This is a genomic window from Sphaerotilus mobilis (assembly GCF_004216565.1).
Taxonomy (GTDB): Bacteria; Pseudomonadota; Gammaproteobacteria; order Burkholderiales; family Burkholderiaceae_C; genus Sphaerotilus; species Sphaerotilus mobilis.
The window spans coordinates 70,225-91,251 of sequence record NZ_SGWV01000013.1 but is presented as its reverse complement, the minus strand read 5'-3'; the positions used below and the strand labels follow the sequence as shown (position 1 = coordinate 91,251).

The window sequence follows — 21,027 nt, the reverse complement described above, 5'->3', positions numbered from 1 at the left end:
CACGCCATGAGCCAGCCCACATCGCCCGCGCCCAAGGCCTTGCCGATCGACCCTCTCCAGCCCGATCCGTGGATCGGCCTGCGCCGCCACACGCCCGCCCGCATCGCGCTCGGGCGCAGCGGCGTGAGCCTGCCAACGGCCGAGTTGCTGGCCTTCGGGCTGGCCCATGCGCAGGCCCGCGACGCGGTCCACCTGGCGCTCGATGCGGAGGCCTTCTGCGAAGCCTTGCAAGCCGAAGGCCTGCAGACCCTGCGCAGCGCCAGCGCCGCGCCGGACCGGGCGGCCTACCTGCTGCGGCCCGACCTGGGGCGACGCCTGCCGGAGGCCGAGTCGGCCCGGTTGCGGGCCATGGCCACCTCGCCCCGGCTGCTGGTGGTCGTCGGCGACGGCCTGTCCTCGCTGGCGGTCGCGCGACAGGCCCTGCCGCTGCTGCGCGCCTTGCGGGCCATGACACCGCCGGGCTGGCCGGCGCCGGGCGAGCCAGACGCGCCCGTGGTCGTCACCACACAGGCCCGTGTCGCACTGGCCGATGACATCGGCGAGGCACTCGGTGCGGCCCAGGTCCTGATGCTGATCGGCGAACGCCCGGGCCTGAGTTCACCCGACAGCCTGGGCGCCTACCTGACCGCCGCCCCACGTCGCGGCCGCCATGACGCCCAGCGCAACTGCATCAGCAACATCCGCCCGGAAGGGCTGACCGTCGAGCGTGCCGCCCACAAGATCTGGTGGCATGTGCTGCAGGCCGAGGCCCTGAAGGCCACTGGCGTGGCGCTGAAGGACCTGAGCGATCAGGTGTTGTTGCCGGGCTTGCCCGCAGCGCCAGGATCGCCGGCGCTGGCGGGCTGATGCGTCTTCACCTCCGGCGCCAGCAGCGTCGCATCGACCGTCACGACGTCCAGCGGATGGCGCCGGCCGGCGGCGTGGTCCTCGATGCAGCGCAGGACCAGCGGGCTGCGGTGGCGGGCAACGCTCTCGCGGACCTCGTCGAGGCTCAGCCAGAGGCGGCGCACGATGCCGGTGTCGAGCGCGCGACCGGGCAATGGCTCGCCGACGCTGCCGCTGTAAGCCAGTCGAACATAGGTGACATCTTCGCCACGCTCCGGTCGGACGAATCGGGCCATGTAGAGGCCGAGGAAATGCTGCGGCGCGAAGACGCAGGCGGTTTCCTCCAGCGTCTCGCGGATCACGGCCTGGACGGGGCTCTCGCCCGGATCGAGGTGGCCGGCCGGGTTGTTCAGGCGCAGGCCTTCGGGGGTTTCCTCCTCGATCAGGAGGTAGCGCCCGGCGTGTTCGATCACGGCGGCGACGGTCACATTGGGTTTCCAGCGCAGGTCACTCATGCAGCGATGCTAATGAGCTGTGGACAGGCTCGGGAGGCGGCGCGGTGGGCGTCGCCGCAGCGCACAGCGTCACAAGACGCAACGCTGAGCCACGTCTGAAATGGAACAGGCTGCGAGTCAATACCCGGGTGTGTGCCCCCGGTGAACCTGTGTATGCTCGCCGCCGATTCACGAGGAGGATCTGACATGTTGGTGGGGGTACCCCTTGAGACGGCCGCCGGCGAGACCCGTGTGGCCGTGACGCCGGAAACGGCGAAGAAGCTGAAGGCACAGGGCCACGTGATCCGCGTCCAGAGCGGCGCGGGCCTGGCGGCCAGCGTCACCGATGCGGCCTACGAGGCAGCCGGCGCCGAGATCACCGATGCGGCCGGCGCCCTGGGTGCCGATCTGGTGCTCAAGGTGCGCGCGCCATCAGGCGACGAACTGGCCCACGTCAAGCGCGGCGCGGCGCTGGTCGGGATGCTCGACCCGTTCGACCGCGCCGGCCTGGAGCGCCTGGCCGCTGCCGGCCTGACCAGCTTCGCGCTGGAAGCCGCACCGCGCACGACCCGCGCGCAGAGCATGGACGTGCTGTCCAGCCAGGCCAACATCGCCGGCTACAAGGCCGTGATGATGGCGGCCAACCAGTACCAGAAGTTCTTCCCGATGCTGATGACCGCCGCCGGCACGGTGAAGGCCGCCCGCGTGGTCATCCTGGGCGTCGGCGTGGCCGGCCTGCAGGCCATCGCGACGGCCAAGCGCCTGGGCGCGGTGATCGAGGCCTCGGACGTGCGCCCATCCGTCAAGGAACAGGTCGAGTCGCTCGGCGGCAAGTTCATCGACGTGCCCTACGAGACCGATGAAGAGCGCGAGGCCGCCGTCGGCGTCGGCGGCTATGCCCGCCCGATGCCCGCGAGCTGGATGGAGCGCCAGAAGGTCGAGGTCGCCAAGCGTGTGGCCCAGGCCGATGTCGTCATCTCCACCGCGCTGATCCCGGGCCGACCGGCGCCCACGCTGATCACCGAGGACATGGTCAAGGCCATGAAGCCGGGCTCGGTCATCGTCGACATCGCCGCTGGCAAGGGGCCCAACGGTGGCGGCAACTGCCCCTTGACCGTGGCCGGCCAGACCGTGCAGGTGCACGGCGTGAACATCATTGGCGAGACCAACCTGCCGGCGCTGGTTGCCGCCGATGCCTCGGCCCTGTATGCGCGCAACGTGCTCGACTTCCTCAAGCTCGTGCTGCCCAAGGACGCCGCTGCGATCAACGTGCCGATGGACGACGACATCGTCGCGGCCTGCCTGATGACCCGTGACGGCAACGTCACCCGGAGCTGAACACCATGGATGCGGTAACTCCCACGATCATCAACCTGATCATCTTCGTGCTGGCGATCTACGTCGGCTACCACGTCGTCTGGACCGTGACGCCTGCGCTGCACACGCCGCTGATGGCGGTGACCAACGCGGTCTCGGCCATCGTCATCGTCGGCGCCATGCTGGCCGCCGCGCTGACCGAGACGACCGCCGGCAAGACCTTCGGCACGCTGGCCGTGGCGCTGGCGGCGGTCAACGTCTTCGGCGGCTTCCTGGTCACGCGCCGGATGCTGGAGATGTTCAAGAAGAAGGACAAGAAGCCCGCAGCGGAAGGGAAGCACTGACATGAGCATGAACCTCGTCACCCTGCTGTACCTGGTCGCGTCGATCTGCTTCATCCAGGCCCTCAAGGGCCTGAGCCACCCGACCACCTCGATCCGCGGCAACCTGTTTGGCATGGTCGGCATGACCATCGCCGTGCTGACCACCGCCGCGCTGATCGTCAAGCTGGCGGGCAGCGCCAACGGCCTGAGCTACGTGCTCGGCGGGCTGGTGATCGGCGGCGGCCTTGGCGCCACGATGGCCAAGCGCGTCGAGATGACCAAGATGCCCGAGCTGGTCGCCTTCATGCACAGCATGATCGGCCTGGCGGCGGTCTTCATCGCGGTTGCGGCCGTGCTGGAACCGTGGGCCTTTGCCATCACCGAGAAGGGCGGGCTGATCCCTGGCGGCAACCGCATCGAACTCGCGCTGGGCGCCTTCATCGGCGCGGTCACCTTCAGTGGCTCGGTCATCGCCTTCGGCAAGCTCAGCGGCAAGTACAAGTTCCGCCTGTTCCAGGGCGCGCCGGTGCAGTTCGCCGGTCAGCACAAGCTCAACGCGGCGCTCGGCATCGCCACGCTGGTGTTGCTGGTGGCCTTCTGGAACAGCCAGAGCGTCGAGGCCTTTGCGCTGATCTGCGCGCTGGGCTTCGTGATGGGCGTGCTGATCATCATCCCGATCGGCGGCGCGGACATGCCGGTGGTCGTGTCGATGCTCAACAGCTACTCGGGCTGGGCGGCGGCGGGCATCGGCTTCTCGTTGAACAACTCGATGCTGATCATCGCGGGCTCGCTGGTCGGCAGCTCGGGCGCCATCCTCTCGTACATCATGTGCAAGGCGATGAACCGCTCGTTCTTCAACGTGATCCTGGGCGGCTTCGGCGGTGATGCCACGGCGGCCACGGCAGGCGCGCAGCAGCAGCGCAGCGTCAAGAGCGGCAGCGCCGACGACGCGGCCTTCATCCTGGGCAACGCCGAGACGGTGGTGATCGTGCCGGGCTACGGCCTGGCGGTTGCCCGTGCCCAGCACGCGGTCAAGGAACTGGCCGAGAAGCTCACGCACAAGGGCATCACGGTCAAGTACGCGATCCACCCGGTCGCCGGCCGCATGCCCGGCCACATGAACGTGCTGCTGGCCGAGGCCGAGGTGCCCTACGACCAGGTCTTCGAGATGGAGGACATCAACGGCGAGTTCGGCCAGGCCGACGTGGCGATCATCCTGGGCGCCAACGACGTGGTGAACCCCGCCGCGCTGACCAAGGGCACACCGATCTACGGCATGCCCATCCTGGAGGCCTACAAGGCCAAGACCATCATCGTCAACAAGCGCTCGATGGCCGCCGGTTATGCCGGCCTGGACAACGAGCTGTTCTACATGGACAAGACCATGATGGTCTTCGGCGACGCCAAGAAGGTGGTCGAGGACATGGTCAAGGCAGTCGAGTGAGCAGCCTCTCGGCCTGACGGCCTGGACACTGTCACTGCATCGAAAGGCCGGCAACATGCCGGCCTTTTTCATGGCCGGATGTCGCCCTCGCCTAGGCGTAAAACCCGGGCAGCTCGACGTCAGTCATCCGTCAGAATCGTGTCAGCCCCCAGCTCCATTCGGAAACGATGAACCCCCAGCCCTGGCTCCAGCACTACCCCGTCAACATCCCCGCGACGGTCGACGTGAACCAGTATGTTTCTCTGGTCGAACTCATGGAGGCGAGCTTCGCCCGCCATGCCGACAAGCCCGCCTATCGCTACCTGGATCGCGACTTCAGCTACGCGCAGATCGACCAGCTGTCGCGCCAGTTCGCGGCCTGGCTGCAGTCGATTGGCCTGAAGCAGGGCGAACGGGTCGCGCTGATGATGCCCAACGTGCCGCAGTACCCGGTCGCCGTGGCCGGCGTGCTGCGCGCCGGCGGCGTGGTGGTCAACGTCAACCCGCTCTACACCCCGCGCGAGCTGGAGCATCAGCTCAAGGACTCCGGCGCCAAGGTCATCGTCATCCTCGAGAACTTTGCCCACACGCTCGAACAGGTGCGCCGCACCGTGCCGCTGCAGCAGGTGGTGGTGGCGTCGATGGGCGAGCTGCTGGGCTTCCCCAAGGGCCTGATCGTCGACCTGGTGGTGCGCAAGGTGAAGAAGCTGGTGCCGGCCTGGTCGCTGCCCGGCTCGCTGCGCTTCAAGGACGCGCTGTCGATCGGCGCCGGCCTGACGCTACGTCCGGCCCACGTCGGCCCGGACGACATCGCCGCGCTGCAGTACACCGGCGGCACGACCGGCGTCAGCAAGGGCGCCGTGCTGCTGCACCGCAACCTGGTGGCCAACCTGCTGCAAAGCGAAGCCTGGTACCAGCCAGCCTTGAAGAAGGTCCCCGAAGGCGAGCAGATCGTGCAGGTCTGTGCCCTGCCGCTCTATCACATCTTCGGCTTCAACACGAACATGATGCTGGGCATGCGCATCGGCGCCTGCAACATCCTGATCCCCAATCCGCGCGACCTGCCGGCCGTCTTCAAGGCCTTGCAGGGCCAGCGTTTCCATACCTTTCCAGCGGTCAACACGCTGTTCATGGCCCTGGCCAACCACCCCGATTTCGGCACGGTCGACTGGAGTCACCTGAAGATCTCGGTTGGCGGCGGCATGGCGGTCCAGCAGGCCACGGCCAAGCTCTGGCTGGACAAGACCGGTTGCCCGATCTGCGAAGGCTATGGCCTGTCCGAGACCTCGCCATCGCTGACGTGCAACCCCACCGACAGCACGCGCCACAGCGGCACCATCGGCCTGCCGCTGCCCAACACCGACCTGCGCCTGCTCGACGACGATGGCCACCCGGTGCCAGCCGGCCAGCCCGGCGAGATCGCGGTCAAAGGCCCGCAGGTGATGGCCGGCTACTGGCAGCGCCCGGACGAAACCGCCAAGGTCATGACCGCTGACGGCTGGTTCCGCACCGGCGACGTGGGCGTGATGGACGAGCGCGGCTACTTCCGCATCGTCGACCGCAAGAAGGACATGATCCTGGTCTCGGGCTTCAACGTGTACCCCAACGAGATCGAGGATGTGCTGACGCTGATGCCCGGCGTGCTCGAGTGCGCCGCGATCGGCGTGCCTGACGAACGCACCGGCGAGGCGGTCAAGGTCGTCATCGTGCCGCGCAGCCCGGCCCTGGCAGAGGCCGATGTGCGGGCCTACTGCGAGCAGAACCTCACCGGCTACAAGCGACCCCGCGTGATCGAGTTCCGCACCGAGCTGCCCAAGACCCCCGTCGGCAAGGTGCTGCGGCGCGAGCTGCGCGCCAAGCCGGCCACGGCCAGCGCGCCGGCAATGCCCGTCACCACCGCCGGCTGATCACGGCCGAACGATCCCGGGCCCGACGCGGCCCGCGCCCCACCCTCCTGCCGGCGCAGCCGCAACGCAACGGCGACGTCCGGACGACACCCTCTTGTCCTCCGGGTGCCCCGCATTGCGGCGAAACTGGCAAAGGGAGAAAAATCCGTCATGGCCGAATACTTTCGCAAGACCGAGCGGGGGCGTCGCGAGGTCCGCGAGCGCAGCCTCAACCTGTCGCGCACCGCCCGCAACCTGCTGCTCATCCTCGACAGCTCCAAGAGCTTGACCGCCTGGATCGACATGATCCAGGGCGCCACGCTGGCCGATGCGGTGGCCCTGCTGGAGGCCGGCCTGATCGAGTCGCCCCCGGCGGCCACGGGTGAACGTCCGGCCCAGTTCGAACCCACCGAGCCGATGGGTCACACCGGTTGGCAGGTGCCCTCGCAATACGCCGGCCTGCGCGATCCGGCCAGCCGTCCGCCGCAAGGCCAGCCAACGGCCACGAACCCGGCGTCCGCCGCCCGACCGGCTCAGGGCTTGCCCGCTCAGAGCCTGCCGGCCGGTGCGCGGGCCACGTCCGGCCTGGCCAGCGAACCGATGGGCCAAGACCGGCTGGGCGGCGCGACGCGCACACCGTCCGGGACGGGTGGCCCCTCCACCGTGCCGGCCAGCCTGTCCTCGCGCGGTGGCGGTGATACGGTGCCCGGTGGCCTGGACCCGCTGGTGCGGCCGTCCGGGCCGGCTTCGCGCCCGCCCAGCGATTTTGGTGGCCTGGACGCCTCGCCGCTGCCCGAGGGCACACGCGCGCTGAGCTACACCGAGCTGTACGACAGCCTGAACGCGCTGCTGCGCGAATCGCTGGGCCTGTTCCGCGGCTACCGCTACACGCTGCGCATCGAGAAGGCGCAGAACATCGCCGAGCTGGAGCAGGTCGCCCGCGACTTCATCGACGAGGTGCAGCGGGTGCGTGGCGAAAGCATGGCGCGCATGGTCCAGCGCGCGCTCGGTCTCGGCGGCTGACCTTGGCTGCGTCCGCGATGGCCCGTCCGATCGGACTCATTGGCGCGATGCAGCAGGAACTCGCCGCGCTGCTGGCGCGCTGCGAGACCGACCGGGTGGTGCGCCTGGCCGGTCGCGATTTCCACGTCGGCCGGCTGCACGGACATCCGGTCGTGCTCGTGCTGTGTGGCATCGGCAAGGTGGCTGCGGCCACCACCGCGACCCTGCTGGGCACGCACTTCGGTGCCGACCGGCTGGTCTTCACCGGCGTGGCTGGCGGGCTGGGGCCGGGCGTGCGGGTCGGCGACGTGGTGCTGGCGGAGTCGCTGCTGCAGCACGACATGGACGCCTCGCCGCTGTTCCCGCGCCACGAGATCCCGCTGACCGGCTGCAGCCGCTTCGACACCGACGGGGCCCTGAACCTGTCGCTCGCCGGTGCGATCCGCCGCGTGCTGGACCGGCCGGGCCACCTCGGTCCGGACGCGGCCGCCTTGGGCGTGACGCAGCCGACCCTGCACCGTGGCCTGGTCATCAGCGGTGACCGCTTCATCGGCAACGCCCAGGCCAGCGCCGACCTGCAACGCGAGCTGCCCGATGCGCTGGCCGTCGAGATGGAGGGCGCGGCGCTGGCCCAGGTGGCTCACGACCTGAGCCTGCCCTTCGCGGTCCTGCGCACCGTCTCCGACCGCGCGGACGACGCCGCCCATGTCGACTTCCTGCGCTTCATCGACGTCGTCGCGGCCCAGGTCAGCGCCGACGTGATCGGCCATTGGCTGCGCGACGAAGCCCCCTTCCCGCTCACCTGACCCTGGACCTGCCATGACCGTCGAACGCCTGCGCCCCCACGTCAAGGACCTCGGCGGCGGCCTGACCGTGCGCCGCAGCCTGCCGGCGGCGAGCCGCCAGTCGGTCGGGCCCTTCCTGTTCTTCGACCACTTCGGCCCCCTGCTGGTCGAACCCGAGGATCAGCACGACGTACGCCCGCACCCGCACATCGGGCTGGCGACCGTGACCTATCTCTACGAGGGCGCGATGGTCCACCGCGATTCCACCGGCGCGGTGCGGCGCATCGATCCCGGGGCGATCAACTGGATGACGGCCGGACGCGGCATCGTGCACTCCGAGCGACGTCCCGACGACCTCGCCGGGCGCCACTACCGGCTCCACGGCCTGCAACTGTGGGTCGCCCTGCCCGAGGCCGACGAGGCTTGCGAGCCCGCCTTCGACCACACCGCTGCGGCCGACATCCCGCAGCACGAGACCTGCGGCGTCACCACCCGCGTGCTGGTGGGCGCCGCGCACGGGCTGGTGTCGCCGGTGCGCACGGCGTCACCCACGCTGTTCCTGGACCACCGGATGGAGCCGCGTGGCCGGGTCGACCTGCCGGCGCGCGAGCCCGGCATCGAACAGGCGGTCTATGCCGCCGATGGCGAGGTGGAGTTGGTGTTCGACGACGACGGCCACACCGAGCGTGTCGCCACGGGCGAGATGCTGGTGCTGCCCGAAGGCCGCAGCGCGCGGCTGTGCAGCGGTGCCGAGCCGGCGCGGGTCGCGCTGATCGGCGGCGCGCCGCTGGGCCGGCGCCTGCTGTGGTGGAACTTCGTGGCGACGCGACGCGATCTGATCGACGCTGCCGCCCTGGCCTGGACCGCCGACACGCTGGGCCGCGTGCCTGGCGAGACCGAGCGCATCCCGCTGCCCGAGCGCAAGCCGGGCTGAGCGCTCAGGCGCGAACGACGCGGATCAGGCGCGGGTCAGACGCTGATCGCGCCTTCGACGCCGGCCTGGTGTGCCTGCTGGTCGGCGTGGTAGCTCGACCGCACCAGTGCGCCAACGGCGGCGTGGCTGAAGCCCATCTTGTAGGCCTCGTCCTCGAACATCTTGAAGGTGTCCGGGTGGACGTAGCGGCGCACCGGCAGGTGGTGACCACTCGGCGCGAGGTACTGGCCCAGCGTCAGCATGTCGACGTCGTGGGCGCGCATGTCGCGCATGACCTCGAGGATCTCCTCGTCGGTCTCGCCCAGGCCGACCATCAGGCCGCTCTTGGTCGGCACGCCCGGCGCGAATTCCTTGAAGCGCTTGAGCAGGTTCAAGCTGAAGGCGTAGTCCGAGCCCGGACGCGCTTCCTTGTACAGGCGCGGCACGGTCTCCATGTTGTGGTTCATGACGTCCGGCGGCGCGGCCTTGAGGATCTCGAGCGCGCGGTCCATGCGGCCGCGGAAGTCGGGTGTCAGGATCTCGATGCGCGTGGCCGGCGACAACTCGCGGGTTCGCTGGATGCACTCGACGAAGTGGCCCGCGCCACCGTCGCGCAGGTCGTCACGGTCGACGCTGGTGATGACCACATAGCTCAGCTTGAGCGCGGCGATCGTCTTGGCCAGGTTGAGCGGCTCGGCGGTGTCCAGCGGATCCGGGCGGCCGTGGCCGACGTCGCAGAAGGGGCAGCGCCGGGTGCACTTGTCGCCCATGATCATGAAGGTCGCCGTGCCCTTGCCGAAGCACTCGCCGATGTTGGGGCAACTGGCTTCTTCGCACACCGTGTGCAGCTTGTGCTCGCGCAGGATCTGCTTGATCTCGTAGAAGCGGGTCGTCGGGCTGCCGGCCTTGACGCGGATCCAATCGGGCTTCTTCAGCGTCTCGGCCGCCACCACCTTGATGGGGATGCGCGCCGTCTTGGCCTGCGCCTTCTGCTTGGCGGTCGGGTCGTAGGCGGCGGGCGCGGCAGGGGTGGCGGGCGTGGACGGTTGGTCGGTGGACATGTCGAAGGAATCGTTGCGGGCTGCGGGTGTGCAGCGGATCGGCCTGGGGGTGGAGGCGCAGGGATCGTGCGCCGGATCGGGATCGTGGATCGGGGAGCAAGATCAGGGCGCGAGCAGCGCCGCGAGCCGTTCGCCCAGTCGCTGTGCGGCATCCGGCACCTCGATGGCGAGGCCGAGTTTAGCGAGGTCAACCGTCTGCAAGCCTGCATAGCCGCAAGGGTTGATGCCCGCGAAAGGCGCCAGATCCATCGCGACGTTCAGCGCCACGCCGTGGTACGTGCGGTGGCGGCTGACCTTGATGCCAAGGGCAGAGACCTTGCCCAGGCCGCGGAAGGGATCGCGTGGATCGGCCGGGCCGGTCAGCGCGCGGTGGTCAAAGGGGTCGTCCAGCCGCACGTAGATGCCCGGCGCGCTGTTGACGCGGTGACCCGTCACCCGCCACGTGGCCAGCGTGCGGATCACCGCTTCCTCGATGCGGTAGACGTATTCCTTGACGTAGATGCCCAGGCGCTGAAGGTCGATCAGCGGGTAGGCCACCACCTGACCGGGCCCGTGGTAGGTCACCTGGCCGCCCCGGTTGGTCTGCACCACCGGGATCCCGGCGGGCGCCAGCACGTGGTCGGCTTTGCCGGCCAGCCCCTGCGTGTAGACAGGGTCGTGCTCGCACAGCCAGATCTCGTCGGGCGTGGCCTCGTCGCGGGCCTCGGTCCAGGCGCGCATCTCGGCATAGGTGGGCTCGTAGGGCAGGCGGCCACGCGCGCGGATCAGGGGTTCGGACATCGTCGGCAAGGGCTGGAAACGCCGGTCGGCGGAGGGCTCAAATTGTCGGCCATCGACCTCGTCGCCCCCAGGATCGGACAGGCGCGCAAGAATCGGTCGTCGCGGGCGACTGACCCGACACCGTCCACCTCAGGAACGCCATGACGCACCGCAGACTTTCCCTTGTTGCCACCTTGGGCCTGGCCCTGCTGACGGTTCATGCCGGCCATGCCGTCGCCGCATCGGCCACCGACGGCATCGCCGCCCCTTCGGCATCCGACCGCAAGGGCTATGCGCCGCAGTCGCCGCTGCTGGCGGCCATCCTCGACTACCGCGCCGGGCAGTTCGAGACCGCCGCGCGGGCCTTCACCACACTGGCTCAGGCGGGCGAGCCGGTGGCGATGCACAACCTGGCCGTCATGCACCTGAGGAACGAACTGCCGGGCGCCAGCCTCGCCATCGCCCGGTCATGGCTGGAGAAGGCGGCCAGCGCCGGCTTCGTCACGGCCCAGCTGGCGATGTCCGAACTGCACGAGAGCGGCAGGCTCGGCCGCAAGGACCCGGCCGCCGCGCTGCCCTGGCTGGAGGCCGCTGCCGCGTCCGGCCATGTTGATGCGCAGATCAACGTCGGCTCGGCCCACTACCTCGGTCGCGGCACGGCGCGCGACGAGCGCCAGGCCCTGCACTGGTACCGCGAGGCGGCCAAGGCCGGCGACGTCGGCGCCCAGTACCTGACCGCATCGATGTACGAGTCGGGATTGGGCACCGAGGCCGATGCGCGGCTGGCGCGCTACTGGTACGACCGGGCCGCGCGACAGGGCGACCCGGTTGCGCGGATCAAGCGCGCCGAAATGGATCAGCGGCTCAAGTCCGGTGCTGCGGTCGGCGAACCTTGATCCAGGCCACGGTCGACCCCTTGAGCAGGCGCGCGGCGATCAGCACCACGACGATCGCCGCGTAGATCGACACCTCGTCGTAGCGGTGCTTGGCCGCACGCATCCAGAGCAGGTGCAACAGACCCAGACCGATGACCGGCCAGACCAGTTGGTGCAAGGCCTGCCAACGGGCCGCGCCAAGCGCGCGGATGGCCCGGTTGAACGAGGTCAGCGCCAGCGGCACCAGGCCGACAAAGGCCGCGAAGCCGACCAGCGCGAAGGGCCGCTTGTCGAGATCGCGCACGATGGCCGCCAGCTCGAAGCCCATGTCCAGCCAGGCATAGGCCAGGAAGTGCAGCAAGGCATAAGCGAAGGCCGTCAAGCCCAGCATGCGGCGCCAGCGCGCCAGCGCCGGCAGGCCAGTCCACACCCGCAGCGGCGTGATCGCCAGCGTGACGATCAGCAGCCGCAGCGTCCAGATCCCGGTGCCGCGCAGCAGCGCCTCGGCCGGGTTGGGCCCCAGGCTGTTGGCAACGATGCCCCAGATCCAGCCCGCCAGCGGCAGGAGCGCGATGGCCAGCACCAGCGGCTTGACCCAGGGCCGCAGCAACCAGGCCGACATGGACATCGACGTCAACATCAATAGTTCTTCTTCAGGTCCAGGCCAGCATAGAGCTGTCCGACCTGCGCCTCGTAGCCGTTGAACATCAGCGTCGGACGCTTCTTGGCGAACAGGCCGTCCTCACCGATGCGGCGCTCGGTCGCCTGGCTCCAGCGAGGATGGTCGACGGCCGGGTTGACGTTCGAATAGAAGCCGTACTCCTGCGCGGCGGCCTTGACCCAGGCGGTTGCCGGCTGCTTCTCGACCAGGCGGATCTTGACGATCGACTTGGCGCCCTTGAAGCCGTATTTCCAAGGCACCACCAGACGCAACGGCGCCCCGTTCTGGTTGGGCAGGACCTCGCCGTACATGCCAAAGGCCATCAGCGTCAGCGGGTGCAAGGCCTCGTCCATGCGCAAGCCCTCGACATAGGGCCAGTCCAGCGTGCGGCTGCCGACAAAGGGCATCTGCTTCGGGTCAGCCAGCGTCACGAACTCGACGAACTTGGCGTTGCCGCGGGGCTCGACCTTCTTCAGCAACTCGGCCACCGACCAGCCGACCCAGGGGATCACCATGGACCAGCCCTCGACGCAGCGCATGCGGTAGATGCGCTCTTCCATGGGCGCGAGCTTGAGCAGCGCGTCCAGGTCGAAGGTCCCGGGCTTGTTGCACTCGCCCTCGACCGTGACGGTCCACGGGCGGGTGACGAACTTCTGCGCGTTGCGGGCCGGATCGGCCTTGTCGGTGCCGAACTCGTAGAAGTTGTTGTAGGTCGATGCGCTCTCGAAGTCGGTGAGCTTGTCCATCACGAAGGCGCCGGATACCGCACTGCGTGCACCGGGCAAAGCCGCGCGCTTGCCGGGTCGGGTCACGGTGCCGGCAGCACCTTGCGCCAACGCCGGCAGGCCGCTCAGCGCGGTCGCACCCGTCGCCAGACCCAGACCGGCCTGTTGCAGCCAGCGCCGCCGCTCGGCATGGGCCGCATAGGCTGCGGCCGACGTGATCTCGCTGGACTGCGGATGGACATGGCCCATCGCGTGGGGGTTGCGTCGGACGGTTGGCATGCGCGCTCCTGGGATCGTGTCGGTGGATGTGATGGCTCGGTCGAGCCCACCGGATCGATTCTTACAGGGGCGGTCCGGCCCAGCGGTCGGACAAAGAAAAAGCCGGTCGATGACCGGCTTGTTCGGGGCGCGCCGGTGGACGACGCGCGAGGGGCTGGATCGATCGCTCGATCAGTGCATCAATACAGGCCGGCCATGTAGTCGGCAACGGCCTTGATCTCGCGATCGTTCATCTTCGCGGCCACGCCGGTCATCTGCGCGCTGTTCTTGCGGATGCCGTCGCGGAAGGCCTTGAGCTGCGCTTCGGTGTAGTCGGCATGCTGACCGGCCACGCGCGGGTACTGGGCCGGGATGCCGGCGCCGGTCGGGCTGTGGCAGCCAGAGCAGGCGGGAATGCTGCGGTCGGCGATGCCACCGCGGTAGATCTTCTCGCCCAGGGCGACGAGGTCCTTGTTCTTGGCAAAGCCTGGCTTGGCCTGCTTGCTGGCGTAGAACGCGGCGACGTTCTTCATGTCGGCATCCGACAGGCCCGAGGCGAAGCCCTTCATGATCGCGTTTTCGCGCTTGCCGGACTTGAACTCGGTCAGCTGCTTGGCGAGGTAGCCCGGGTGCTGACCCTGCAGGATCGGGTTGGCGGGCGAGCCGCGCGAGCCGTCCGAGGTGTGGCAGGCGCCGCAGACCTGTCCGGCGATCTCGCCACCCTTGGCCGGATCGGCCTTGGCGGGCGCTGCCGCCTCGTTGGCTTGGGCCGATGCGGCCATCGTGACGGCGCAGATCAGTGCAAGAAGCGGCTTGGCAAGCGATTTCATGGTGGCGAGGTCTGAGAGATCCAAAACCCGACGATTTTACAATGGCCCCCATGAGCCCGACACCCAACCCCGCCGAAGGTGGCGCGGACGCCACGCGCGCCGCCCTGGCCTGGGCCCACACCGCACGCTTCCTGACCACCGCGAGCAAGCTCGAACAGCTGCCCGCGCACGACCTGCCGGAGATCGCCTTCGTGGGCCGGTCGAATGCCGGCAAGTCCACCGCGATCAACACCCTGGCGCAGCAACGTCAGCTCGCCTTCGCGTCGAAGACGCCGGGTCGCACACAACACGTCAACCTGTTCGAGGTGGGCCCCAAGGACGCTCCACACGCCTACTGGGCCGACCTGCCGGGCTATGGCTATGCGGCGGTCGAACGCGCCGCCAAGCTGCGCTGGCAGGCCGTCATGGCCGACTACCTCGCGCTGCGCCGCAACCTGGGCGGGGTCGTCCAGATGGTCGACTCGCGCCACGGTTTCACCGCGCTGGATCGCCAGTTGCTGCAGTTCGTGCAGCCGCGCGTGGCCACCGGCGAGGTCAGGCTGCTGGTGGTGCTGACCAAGGCCGACAAGCTCAACCGCAAGGACGCCAGCGCCTCGCTGCGCAATGCCCAGGCCGTGCTCGGGGAGCTCGCCACCGAGGACTCGGATGTCGGCGTGACCCTGTTCTCCGCGCTGTCCAAGGCCGGCGTCGGCGAGGTCGCCCAGGTTCTGCAATCCTGGGCCCGCCCCCGCGAGGCCCTCGCCCCTTCCGAAGACGTCCCCACCGATGCCTGACGACCAAGACCGCCCGGCCCCACCGGCAGCCCCGCCCGCCAACCAGCCCCGCCGTCGACCGCAGATGGTCGACATCGCCCGGCTGGCCGGCGTCTCGGTAGCAACCGTCTCGCGCGCGCTCAACGGCCACCCGGAGATCAGCGTCGCGACCCGCGAGCGCATCGCCGAACTGGCCCGCAGCCTCAACTACACCGTGAACGCCGGTGCCAAGAACCTGCGCACCAAGGGCAACCGCACCGTCGCGGTCGTGGTGCCGCGTGACCCGGCCGCACCGCAGCCCATCAGCGATCCCTTCCTGCTGGCGATGATCGGCCGCCTGGCCGATGCCTTGACCAGCCGCGGCTACGACATGCTGCTGTCGCGCACGCCGGCCGACCAGATCGCCGCCCTGCATGCCTCGGGCACGGCAGTCGGCATCGTCCAGCTGGGCCAGTGGCACGACACCGGCTCGCTCGAAGCGGCCGCACGCGCCGGTGTGCCGCTGGTGGTCTGGGGCGCCCCGCTGCCTGGCATCGGCTACTGCTGCGTCGGCTGCGACAACCGCGAAGGCGGCAGGCTCGCCACCCTGCATCTGCTGGACCAGGGCCGCCGCCACATCGCCTTCATCGGCGACCGTTCGACGCCCGAACCGGCCGAGCGCTGGCAAGGCTATCGCGAGGCCCATGAAGCCCGCGGCCTGGTGCCGGCGCCCAGCCTGCACCTGACCGAGACCACCGATCTGGCGCACACCCGCGCCACGGTGCAGGCCTTGCTGGATGGCGGCGCGCCGATCGACGGCATCGTCTGTTGCAGCGACATCCTGGCGATTGCCGCCATGTCGGCCGTGCGGGCCCATGGCCTTCGGGTGCCCGAGGACGTGGCCGTGACCGGCTACGACGACATCAGCTGGGCCAGCCATGCCGAGCCGCCGCTGACCACCGTGCGCCAGCCGATCGAGCCCGCTGCCGACGCACTGGTCGCCGCGCTGATGCAGCAGGCCGCAGGCGAGTCCACGGCCAGCGTCGTGCTGCCGGTCGAGCTGGTGGTCAGGCGCAGCTCCGGGGCCTGAGCGGGACGCCCCGCCAGGCACCGCCGGCTCAGGGTCGTCCGAGACGCAGGAACAGCCCCAGGCTGCCCTGCGGCGCCCAGGTGGTGCCGAAATAGAGCGGACCGAGGCCGGTGTCGGCCCCCAGGAACAGGCTGCTGCCCGGACGCAGCGTGCGCAGATCAGCGGCCGCCGCGTCTCGCCATGCGTTGCCAGCCTCCAGCGTCGCCCCGGCGAAGAAGCCACGGGTCAGCACGGGCTGCGTGTTCAGGCGCAGCGTCCAGGTCAGGCGCGCCAGCAGCGTCGCGTTGCCGTCGAGCTGGTCGACCGCGTAGCCCGACAGGTTGTGGAAACCGCCCAGCGCATAGGCCTGACGCCCCAGCGGCGCACTCTGGCTGGCCTGGCGCCAGCGCAGGCCAGCATCGAGCGTGTGCGCCGCCCGGCTGAGCACCCGCTGCGCATCGGCCTCCAGGCGCCGGTAGTCCTCGTCACGGACCGTGCCGGCATCGGGCATCAGGCGCCGTCGTCCGGCCTCCACCATCAGGCGCAGTCGATGGCCGCTGCGCGGGAAGCTGACGTGGTCGAGCTGGTCGATCAGCACGGCAGCACGCAGGCCGCGTTCGCGGGTGCGTTCGCTGGACGGCGAGCCGATCGGGCCGGCATCGCGCGTCAGCTCGGCCACCGTCAGCTCGCGCAGGCTGGACAGGCCGATACGCACTTCACCCAGCGCACCGAGCGTGCGCCCCAGGTCCAGCCCGAGCCGGGCAGCCGATCGGGCGTGGCGGGCCTGCAGCACCGCGTCGGCGCCGTCCTGTTCGGGGCCGATCGCCTGGTAGACGTCAAGCCGGCGGCGCTCCAGCTCGCCCTGCAGCGCGACAAACACTTGCGCCCCGCTGGACGTGACGCCACCCAGCGGCTGGTAGAGCTCGCTGAACCAGCGCGGCACCGAGCCGATCTGGGCCCGGTTGCGCCATTCGGTGCCGCTGCTGCTGAGCCAGTGCCGGTTGTGGCCAAGCTTGAGGTTGAAATCGCCCCGGCCGGCAAAGTCGCTGGCCATCTCCAGGCCGAGCCGGAAGTAGTCCGGCCCCCAGGGCTTCTCGACCAGCGAGAAGACCAGACCGGTGCCGGCCGGCAGGTCCTCCAGCCGGTAGTCGGCATGCAGGTAGTCGCCGGTGGCCGACAAGGTTCGCGTGTCGGCCTCGACCTGGTTGACGTCGAAGGCCTGGCCTGGCCGGCTCGCCAGTGCCGCAGCCTGCTGCTGCGGCTGACTCACATCGGCGCCTTCAAAGCGCAGGCTGATGATGGGCGCGGCGGGCCGCGTCGGACCCTGCCGGCGGGCCTGCAGAGCCAGCCAGCGATCCTCCGTCAACGCCAGCTTGCGCAACTGCGGCAGCAGCGCGTGGGCCGCTTCGCGACCTCGTGCGATCAGCTCGCGCGAACGACCGAAGTCGGCCGAGCTGAGCGTCCCGAGCGCCGGTGCGATCAGCAGGTCCACGTCCGGCCGCAGGCTGGCCAGTGAGCGCTGCACGTTTTGCTCGGTCAGGATGTTGATCATCTGCGCCGTCAGCCCAACCACTGTCCCCAGCGACTCGCGCCCGGCCAGCGGTGTGCCGACGTTGACGGCGATGACCCGGTCGGCACCGCGCCGGCGGGCCACCTCGACCGGCAGGTTGTCGACCAGACCACCGTCCCCAAGCAGCCGGCCCTGCACTTCCGAGGGCGGGAAGACGCCAGGAACGGACATGCTGGCTCGCAGGGCCTGGGCCAGGTCACCTCGGTCGAAGACCACGGCCACGCCGCTCTCCATGTCGGTCGCAACAGCCCGGAACGGGATCGGCAGGCGGTCGAAATCGGACACGCTTCGCACCGGCAGCACATAGCGCCGCAACAGCAGCTCCAGGCCACGGCTGGAGACCGGGCCGAGCGGCAGCATCGGCGTGCCGTCGCGACCCAGGCCGATCTCGATGGCTGGCGAGATCTCCTGATCCTCATCCTTGCGGCGCGGTGGCAGCGACTCGCGCGGCAGACGGTTGGCGAACAGCGCGTCCCAGTCGAGGTCCTGCAGCAGTTGTTCAAGCCGGCCCGCGCCCAGGCCCGAGGCATGCAGGCCGCCGATGATGGCGCCCATCGAGGTGCCGGCGATCAGGTCGACGGGGATGCGCTCACGCTCGAGCACCTCGATCACGCCCACATGCGACAGCCCACGCGCACCACCGCCCGACAGCACCAGCGCGATGCAAGGCCGCAGGCCTCGCGCCAGGCCGCAGTCCGGCAAGGTCGCGTCGGCCGCCAGGGCGGGTCGGGAGGTGCCGATCAGCAGCAGGCACGGCAAGGCGAGCCAGCCTGCGAACAGGGCCTTCAGGCGCTGCGGGCCCAGCCTGTCCTTCGTCGATCGTCGCCATCGCATCGGGCCATTCTGCCCGCCGCTGGACCTCGCCTGGGTTTCCTTGGACTCACATCGACGGGCGCGACCAAGCGCCCGCGACGCGCTCGGCGCCGACCGCGCAGGCGATGCACAGGCCAGCCTCCGGACAGGCCTGCAGACGGGCCCAGGCGATGTCGTCGCCGCACTGCTGGCAGCGGCCGAACTCGGGGCCGTCCAGCCGCGCCAGTGCGGCCAGCACCTGTGCCAGCTCGACCCGCGCCTGGTCGGACTGGGCCAGATCGACCTCGCGGTCGGCGTCGCGTTGCGGCGCGTCGTCGCCGTCCTGCGCCAGCACTTCGGCGGCATGGGCGACACGGCCTTCGCCGGACTCGTGCAGGCGCACGGCTGCGAGCAAGGCATCGCGTCGGCGCAGCAACACGGCACGCAGGGTCTGGCGCTGGGCGATGTCGAGATGACCGGTGCGGGGCGGGGCCAGGACGCGGTCCGGATCGGCATGAACGAAGTGATCGTGGCGTTGACGGGCGGGGCTCATGTCTTTCTCCGGTGGATGCCCCATGCTCGCGCGCCATCGGTCACGCCGACTTGACGCGGGTCAAGCCGCAGCGGTCCAGCCCGCTCCCTAGAATCCTGCCGGCATGAACACCAGTCACCAGACCCCGAACCCCAGCCTGCCGCCCGACGTGGCGGCGCGACTTGGCCGCGATGCCACCTTGCGGGTCGACGGCAGCGGCGACTGGCCCGCAGCGGTCGACGTGCTGGTGGTTGGCGCCGGACCGGCTGGCAGTGCCTGCGCGATCGAACTGGCGCGGGCCGGGCGCTCGGTCCTGCTGATCGACCAGCACGACTTCCCGCGCGACAAGATCTGCGGCGAAGGCCTGATCCCCGATGCCCACACCGCCCTGCGCCACCTGGGCGTGCTCGATGCGGTGCTGGCACGCGCCCAGCCGGTCGCGCATGTGCGCTGCGTCGCGCCGCGTGGCGGCCAGGTCGACGTGCCGGGCCGGCTCGCGGTGCTGCCGCGCCAGGTGCTGGACACGTTGCTGGTGCAGCAGGCGCAGCGCGTCGGCGTGCATGTGCGCACACCGTGGAAGTTCGACGGCCTGATCGAGTCCAACGGCCGGGTGCATGGCGCTCGCCTGCGTGCGGCGGGTGACACGGCGCATGTCCGTGAAGTGGCCACGCGCTGGGTCGTCATGGCCACCGGCGCAGCCGTGCCGGCGCTGATCAAGGCCGACCTCTGCGAACGCCGCACGCCCACCGGCATCGCCTTGCGGGTGCACGTGCATGCGCCTGAACTGGCCGAGCGGCTGACCACCATGGACGTCGTCTGGCACCGCGCGCTGCGGCCCGGCTATGGCTGGATCTTTCCCTGTGGCGACGGCCTGTTCAACATCGGCGTGGGCGCCTTCTTCCAGCGTGGCGAGAGCGGCGACGGCGCCAACCTGCACGCGCTGTTCGACGCCTTCACCCGCGTCCATCCCCCCGCCCGCGAGCTGATGCAGCAGGCCCGCTGGCGCGGTGAGACCAAGGGCGCACCGCTGCGCTGCACGCTGCGCGGTGCCCGCCTGGGTCGACCCGGCGTGCTGGCCACCGGCGAGGCGATCGGCTCGACCTACGACTTCAGCGGCGAAGGCATCGGCAAGGCCATGGAGACCGGCATGCTGGCCGCCGCCTGCATCGGCGAGCCATCCGGCGACGACGCGGCCGTGCTGGCGCGCTACCAGGCCGCCATCGCGGCGCTGCAGCCGCGCTTTGACCTCTACGAGAAGGCCAACCAGGTCAACCATCACCCGTGGCTGGCCGATCTGGTGATCTGGCGCGCCCGCCGCAGCGCGTCGGTGCTGCGGCGCATGAGTGGGGTGCTGGAGGAAACCAGCAACCCCGGCAACCTGCTCTCGCTCAAGGGCCTGATGCGCCTGTTCAGCAGCCGCTGAGACCGACCCGCCATGTGCCAGCTGCTCGGCCTCAACGCCAACACGCCGACCGATCTGGTGTTCAGCTTCACCGGCTTCGCCCAGCGTGCCCAGGAGCACAAAGACGGCTTTGGCATCGCCTTCTTCGAGGGCGCGGGGGTGCGCCTGTTCGTCGACCACCAGAGCGCCACCGTCTCGCCAGTGGCGCAGATGGTGCAGCGCTACCCGATCCGCAGCCGCCACATCCTGGCCCACATCCGCAAGGCCACGCAGGGCGTCGTCGCGCTGGAGAACACCCACCCCTTCCAGCGCGAGCTGTGGGGCCGCTACTGGGTCTTTGCGCACAACGGCAACCTGGTCGACTTCCACCCGAAGCTGCACGCCGCCTTCCGCCCCGTCGGCTCGACCGACAGCGAGCGCGCCTTCTGCTGGCTCATGCAGGAACTGGCCAAGAACCACGCCTCGCTGCCGAGCGTCGAGCACCTGAGCGAGACGCTGGCCGAGCTGCTGCCACGCATCACCCCGCACGGCACCTTCAATCTCCTGCTCAGCAACGGCGAGGCCCTGTGGGCCCATTGCTCGACGCACCTGCACTACGTCGAACGACGCCACCCGTTCGCACGGGCCCAGTTGCAGGATGAGGACCTGACGGTCGACTTCGCCGCCCAGACCACGCCCAGCGACCGCGTCGCCATCGTGGTGACCGAGCCGCTGACCCGTGACGAAACCTGGCAGGCGATGCGACCGCAAGAACTGGCCACCTTCGTCGACGGCAGCCGGGTTCGCTGACGATT

General features: G+C 69.8%; 21 protein-coding genes. 13 read left to right on the top strand and 8 right to left on the bottom strand.

The annotated features are described in order from the left end of the window. The first annotated feature begins 6 nt into the window (after window positions 1–6). A complete protein-coding gene (eutC, locus tag EV685_RS19375) occupies window positions 7–846 on the top strand; it encodes an ethanolamine ammonia-lyase subunit EutC (protein ID WP_130483713.1) in 840 nt (279 codons plus the stop codon). Here the strand turns inward: eutC and EV685_RS19370 are convergent. Beyond that, entirely contained in the window at window positions 789–1,340 is a 552-nt protein-coding gene (locus tag EV685_RS19370; RefSeq protein WP_130483712.1) for an NUDIX hydrolase, read from the bottom strand. The two genes, eutC and EV685_RS19370, sit on opposite strands and share 58 nt — an antisense overlap. Window positions 1,341–1,526: 186 nt before the next feature. Between EV685_RS19370 and EV685_RS19365 the strand changes: the two genes are divergently transcribed. The 7 genes from EV685_RS19365 (at window position 1,527) to EV685_RS19335 (ending at window position 8,989) form a co-directional block, all read left to right on the top strand. Beyond that, window positions 1,527–2,657, top strand: coding sequence for a Re/Si-specific NAD(P)(+) transhydrogenase subunit alpha (locus EV685_RS19365; RefSeq protein ID WP_130483711.1), 1,131 nt, complete (start codon window positions 1,527–1,529; stop codon window positions 2,655–2,657). 5 nt (window positions 2,658–2,662) lie between these two features. Continuing rightward, entirely contained in the window at window positions 2,663–2,980 is a 318-nt protein-coding gene (locus EV685_RS19360; protein ID WP_130483710.1) for an NAD(P) transhydrogenase subunit alpha part 2, read from the top strand. A gap of 1 nt (window position 2,981) precedes the next feature. Next, window positions 2,982–4,403 carry an NAD(P)(+) transhydrogenase (Re/Si-specific) subunit beta gene (locus EV685_RS19355; RefSeq protein ID WP_130483709.1) on the top strand — a complete coding sequence of 474 codons (1,422 nt, stop codon included), beginning with the start codon at window positions 2,982–2,984 and terminating at the stop codon, window positions 4,401–4,403. A 167-nt stretch (window positions 4,404–4,570) separates the two neighbouring features. Next, the gene (locus tag EV685_RS19350; protein ID WP_130483708.1) at window positions 4,571–6,289 is read left to right on the top strand and encodes a long-chain-fatty-acid--CoA ligase; all 1,719 of its coding nucleotides are present in this window, start codon (window positions 4,571–4,573) and stop codon (window positions 6,287–6,289) included. Between the two features lie 150 nt (window positions 6,290–6,439). Continuing rightward, complete coding sequence (locus EV685_RS19345; protein ID WP_130483707.1) at window positions 6,440–7,291, top strand: hypothetical protein; 852 nt, start codon at window positions 6,440–6,442, stop codon at window positions 7,289–7,291. 17 nt (window positions 7,292–7,308) lie between these two features. Beyond that, window positions 7,309–8,076: a 5'-methylthioadenosine/adenosylhomocysteine nucleosidase gene (locus EV685_RS19340; RefSeq protein WP_130483706.1), complete on the top strand. Its 768-nt coding sequence runs from the start codon at window positions 7,309–7,311 to the stop codon at window positions 8,074–8,076. A 13-nt stretch (window positions 8,077–8,089) separates the two neighbouring features. After that, window positions 8,090–8,989, top strand: a complete 900-nt coding sequence (locus tag EV685_RS19335) for a pirin family protein (protein ID WP_130483705.1) — start codon at window positions 8,090–8,092, stop codon at window positions 8,987–8,989. A 35-nt stretch (window positions 8,990–9,024) separates the two neighbouring features. Here the strand turns inward: EV685_RS19335 and lipA are convergent, their stop codons facing one another. Continuing rightward, entirely contained in the window at window positions 9,025–10,029 is a 1,005-nt protein-coding gene (gene lipA, locus EV685_RS19330) for a lipoyl synthase (RefSeq protein WP_130483704.1), read from the bottom strand. Between the two features lie 102 nt (window positions 10,030–10,131). Continuing rightward, the gene (gene lipB, locus EV685_RS19325) at window positions 10,132–10,809 is read right to left on the bottom strand and encodes a lipoyl(octanoyl) transferase LipB (RefSeq protein WP_130483703.1); all 678 of its coding nucleotides are present in this window, start codon (window positions 10,807–10,809) and stop codon (window positions 10,132–10,134) included. Between the two features lie 140 nt (window positions 10,810–10,949). On the opposite strand from lipB, the gene EV685_RS19320 reads away from it, so the two are divergent. Continuing rightward, window positions 10,950–11,684, top strand: coding sequence for a tetratricopeptide repeat protein (locus EV685_RS19320; RefSeq protein ID WP_130483702.1), 735 nt, complete (start codon window positions 10,950–10,952; stop codon window positions 11,682–11,684). Here EV685_RS19320 and EV685_RS19315 read toward each other — a convergent pair. The 3 genes from EV685_RS19315 to EV685_RS19305 form a co-directional block, all read right to left on the bottom strand. Then, complete coding sequence (locus EV685_RS19315) at window positions 11,653–12,303, bottom strand: protein-methionine-sulfoxide reductase heme-binding subunit MsrQ (protein WP_242615682.1); 651 nt, start codon at window positions 12,301–12,303, stop codon at window positions 11,653–11,655. The genes EV685_RS19320 and EV685_RS19315 overlap by 32 nt on opposite strands. Continuing rightward, window positions 12,303–13,328: a protein-methionine-sulfoxide reductase catalytic subunit MsrP gene (gene msrP, locus EV685_RS19310; protein WP_242615681.1), complete on the bottom strand. Its 1,026-nt coding sequence runs from the start codon at window positions 13,326–13,328 to the stop codon at window positions 12,303–12,305. The genes EV685_RS19315 and msrP overlap by 1 nt, the downstream gene beginning before the upstream one ends. Window positions 13,329–13,507: 179 nt before the next feature. Then, on the bottom strand, window positions 13,508–14,137 hold the full coding sequence (locus tag EV685_RS19305) for a c-type cytochrome (protein WP_130483701.1): 630 nt from the start codon (window positions 14,135–14,137) through the stop codon (window positions 13,508–13,510). Between the two features lie 50 nt (window positions 14,138–14,187). Here EV685_RS19305 and yihA point away from each other — a divergent pair, with 50 nt between their 5' ends. Together yihA and EV685_RS19295 are read left to right on the top strand one after the other, a co-directional pair. Then, the gene (gene yihA / locus EV685_RS19300; protein WP_130483700.1) at window positions 14,188–14,910 is read left to right on the top strand and encodes a ribosome biogenesis GTP-binding protein YihA/YsxC; all 723 of its coding nucleotides are present in this window, start codon (window positions 14,188–14,190) and stop codon (window positions 14,908–14,910) included. Continuing rightward, window positions 14,903–15,958, top strand: coding sequence for a LacI family DNA-binding transcriptional regulator (locus EV685_RS19295; protein ID WP_242615680.1), 1,056 nt, complete (start codon window positions 14,903–14,905; stop codon window positions 15,956–15,958). Before yihA ends, EV685_RS19295 begins: the two co-directional genes overlap by 8 nt. Before the next feature lie 28 nt (window positions 15,959–15,986). Here EV685_RS19295 and EV685_RS19290 read toward each other — a convergent pair whose 3' ends face one another. Both EV685_RS19290 and EV685_RS19285 read right to left on the bottom strand, forming a co-directional pair. After that, window positions 15,987–18,341, bottom strand: a complete 2,355-nt coding sequence (locus tag EV685_RS19290) for a patatin-like phospholipase family protein (protein WP_130483699.1) — start codon at window positions 18,339–18,341, stop codon at window positions 15,987–15,989. A gap of 46 nt (window positions 18,342–18,387) precedes the next feature. Continuing rightward, a complete protein-coding gene (locus tag EV685_RS19285) occupies window positions 18,388–18,852 on the bottom strand; it encodes a TraR/DksA family transcriptional regulator (RefSeq protein WP_130483698.1) in 465 nt (154 codons plus the stop codon). A gap of 103 nt (window positions 18,853–18,955) precedes the next feature. On the opposite strand from EV685_RS19285, the gene EV685_RS19280 reads away from it, so the two are divergent. Both EV685_RS19280 and EV685_RS19275 read left to right on the top strand, forming a co-directional pair. Beyond that, window positions 18,956–20,254, top strand: coding sequence for an NAD(P)/FAD-dependent oxidoreductase (locus tag EV685_RS19280; RefSeq protein ID WP_130483697.1), 1,299 nt, complete (start codon window positions 18,956–18,958; stop codon window positions 20,252–20,254). Between the two features lie 12 nt (window positions 20,255–20,266). Continuing rightward, window positions 20,267–21,022 carry a class II glutamine amidotransferase gene (locus tag EV685_RS19275; protein WP_130483696.1) on the top strand — a complete coding sequence of 252 codons (756 nt, stop codon included), beginning with the start codon at window positions 20,267–20,269 and terminating at the stop codon, window positions 21,020–21,022. The last annotated feature ends 5 nt before the right edge of the window (window positions 21,023–21,027 follow it).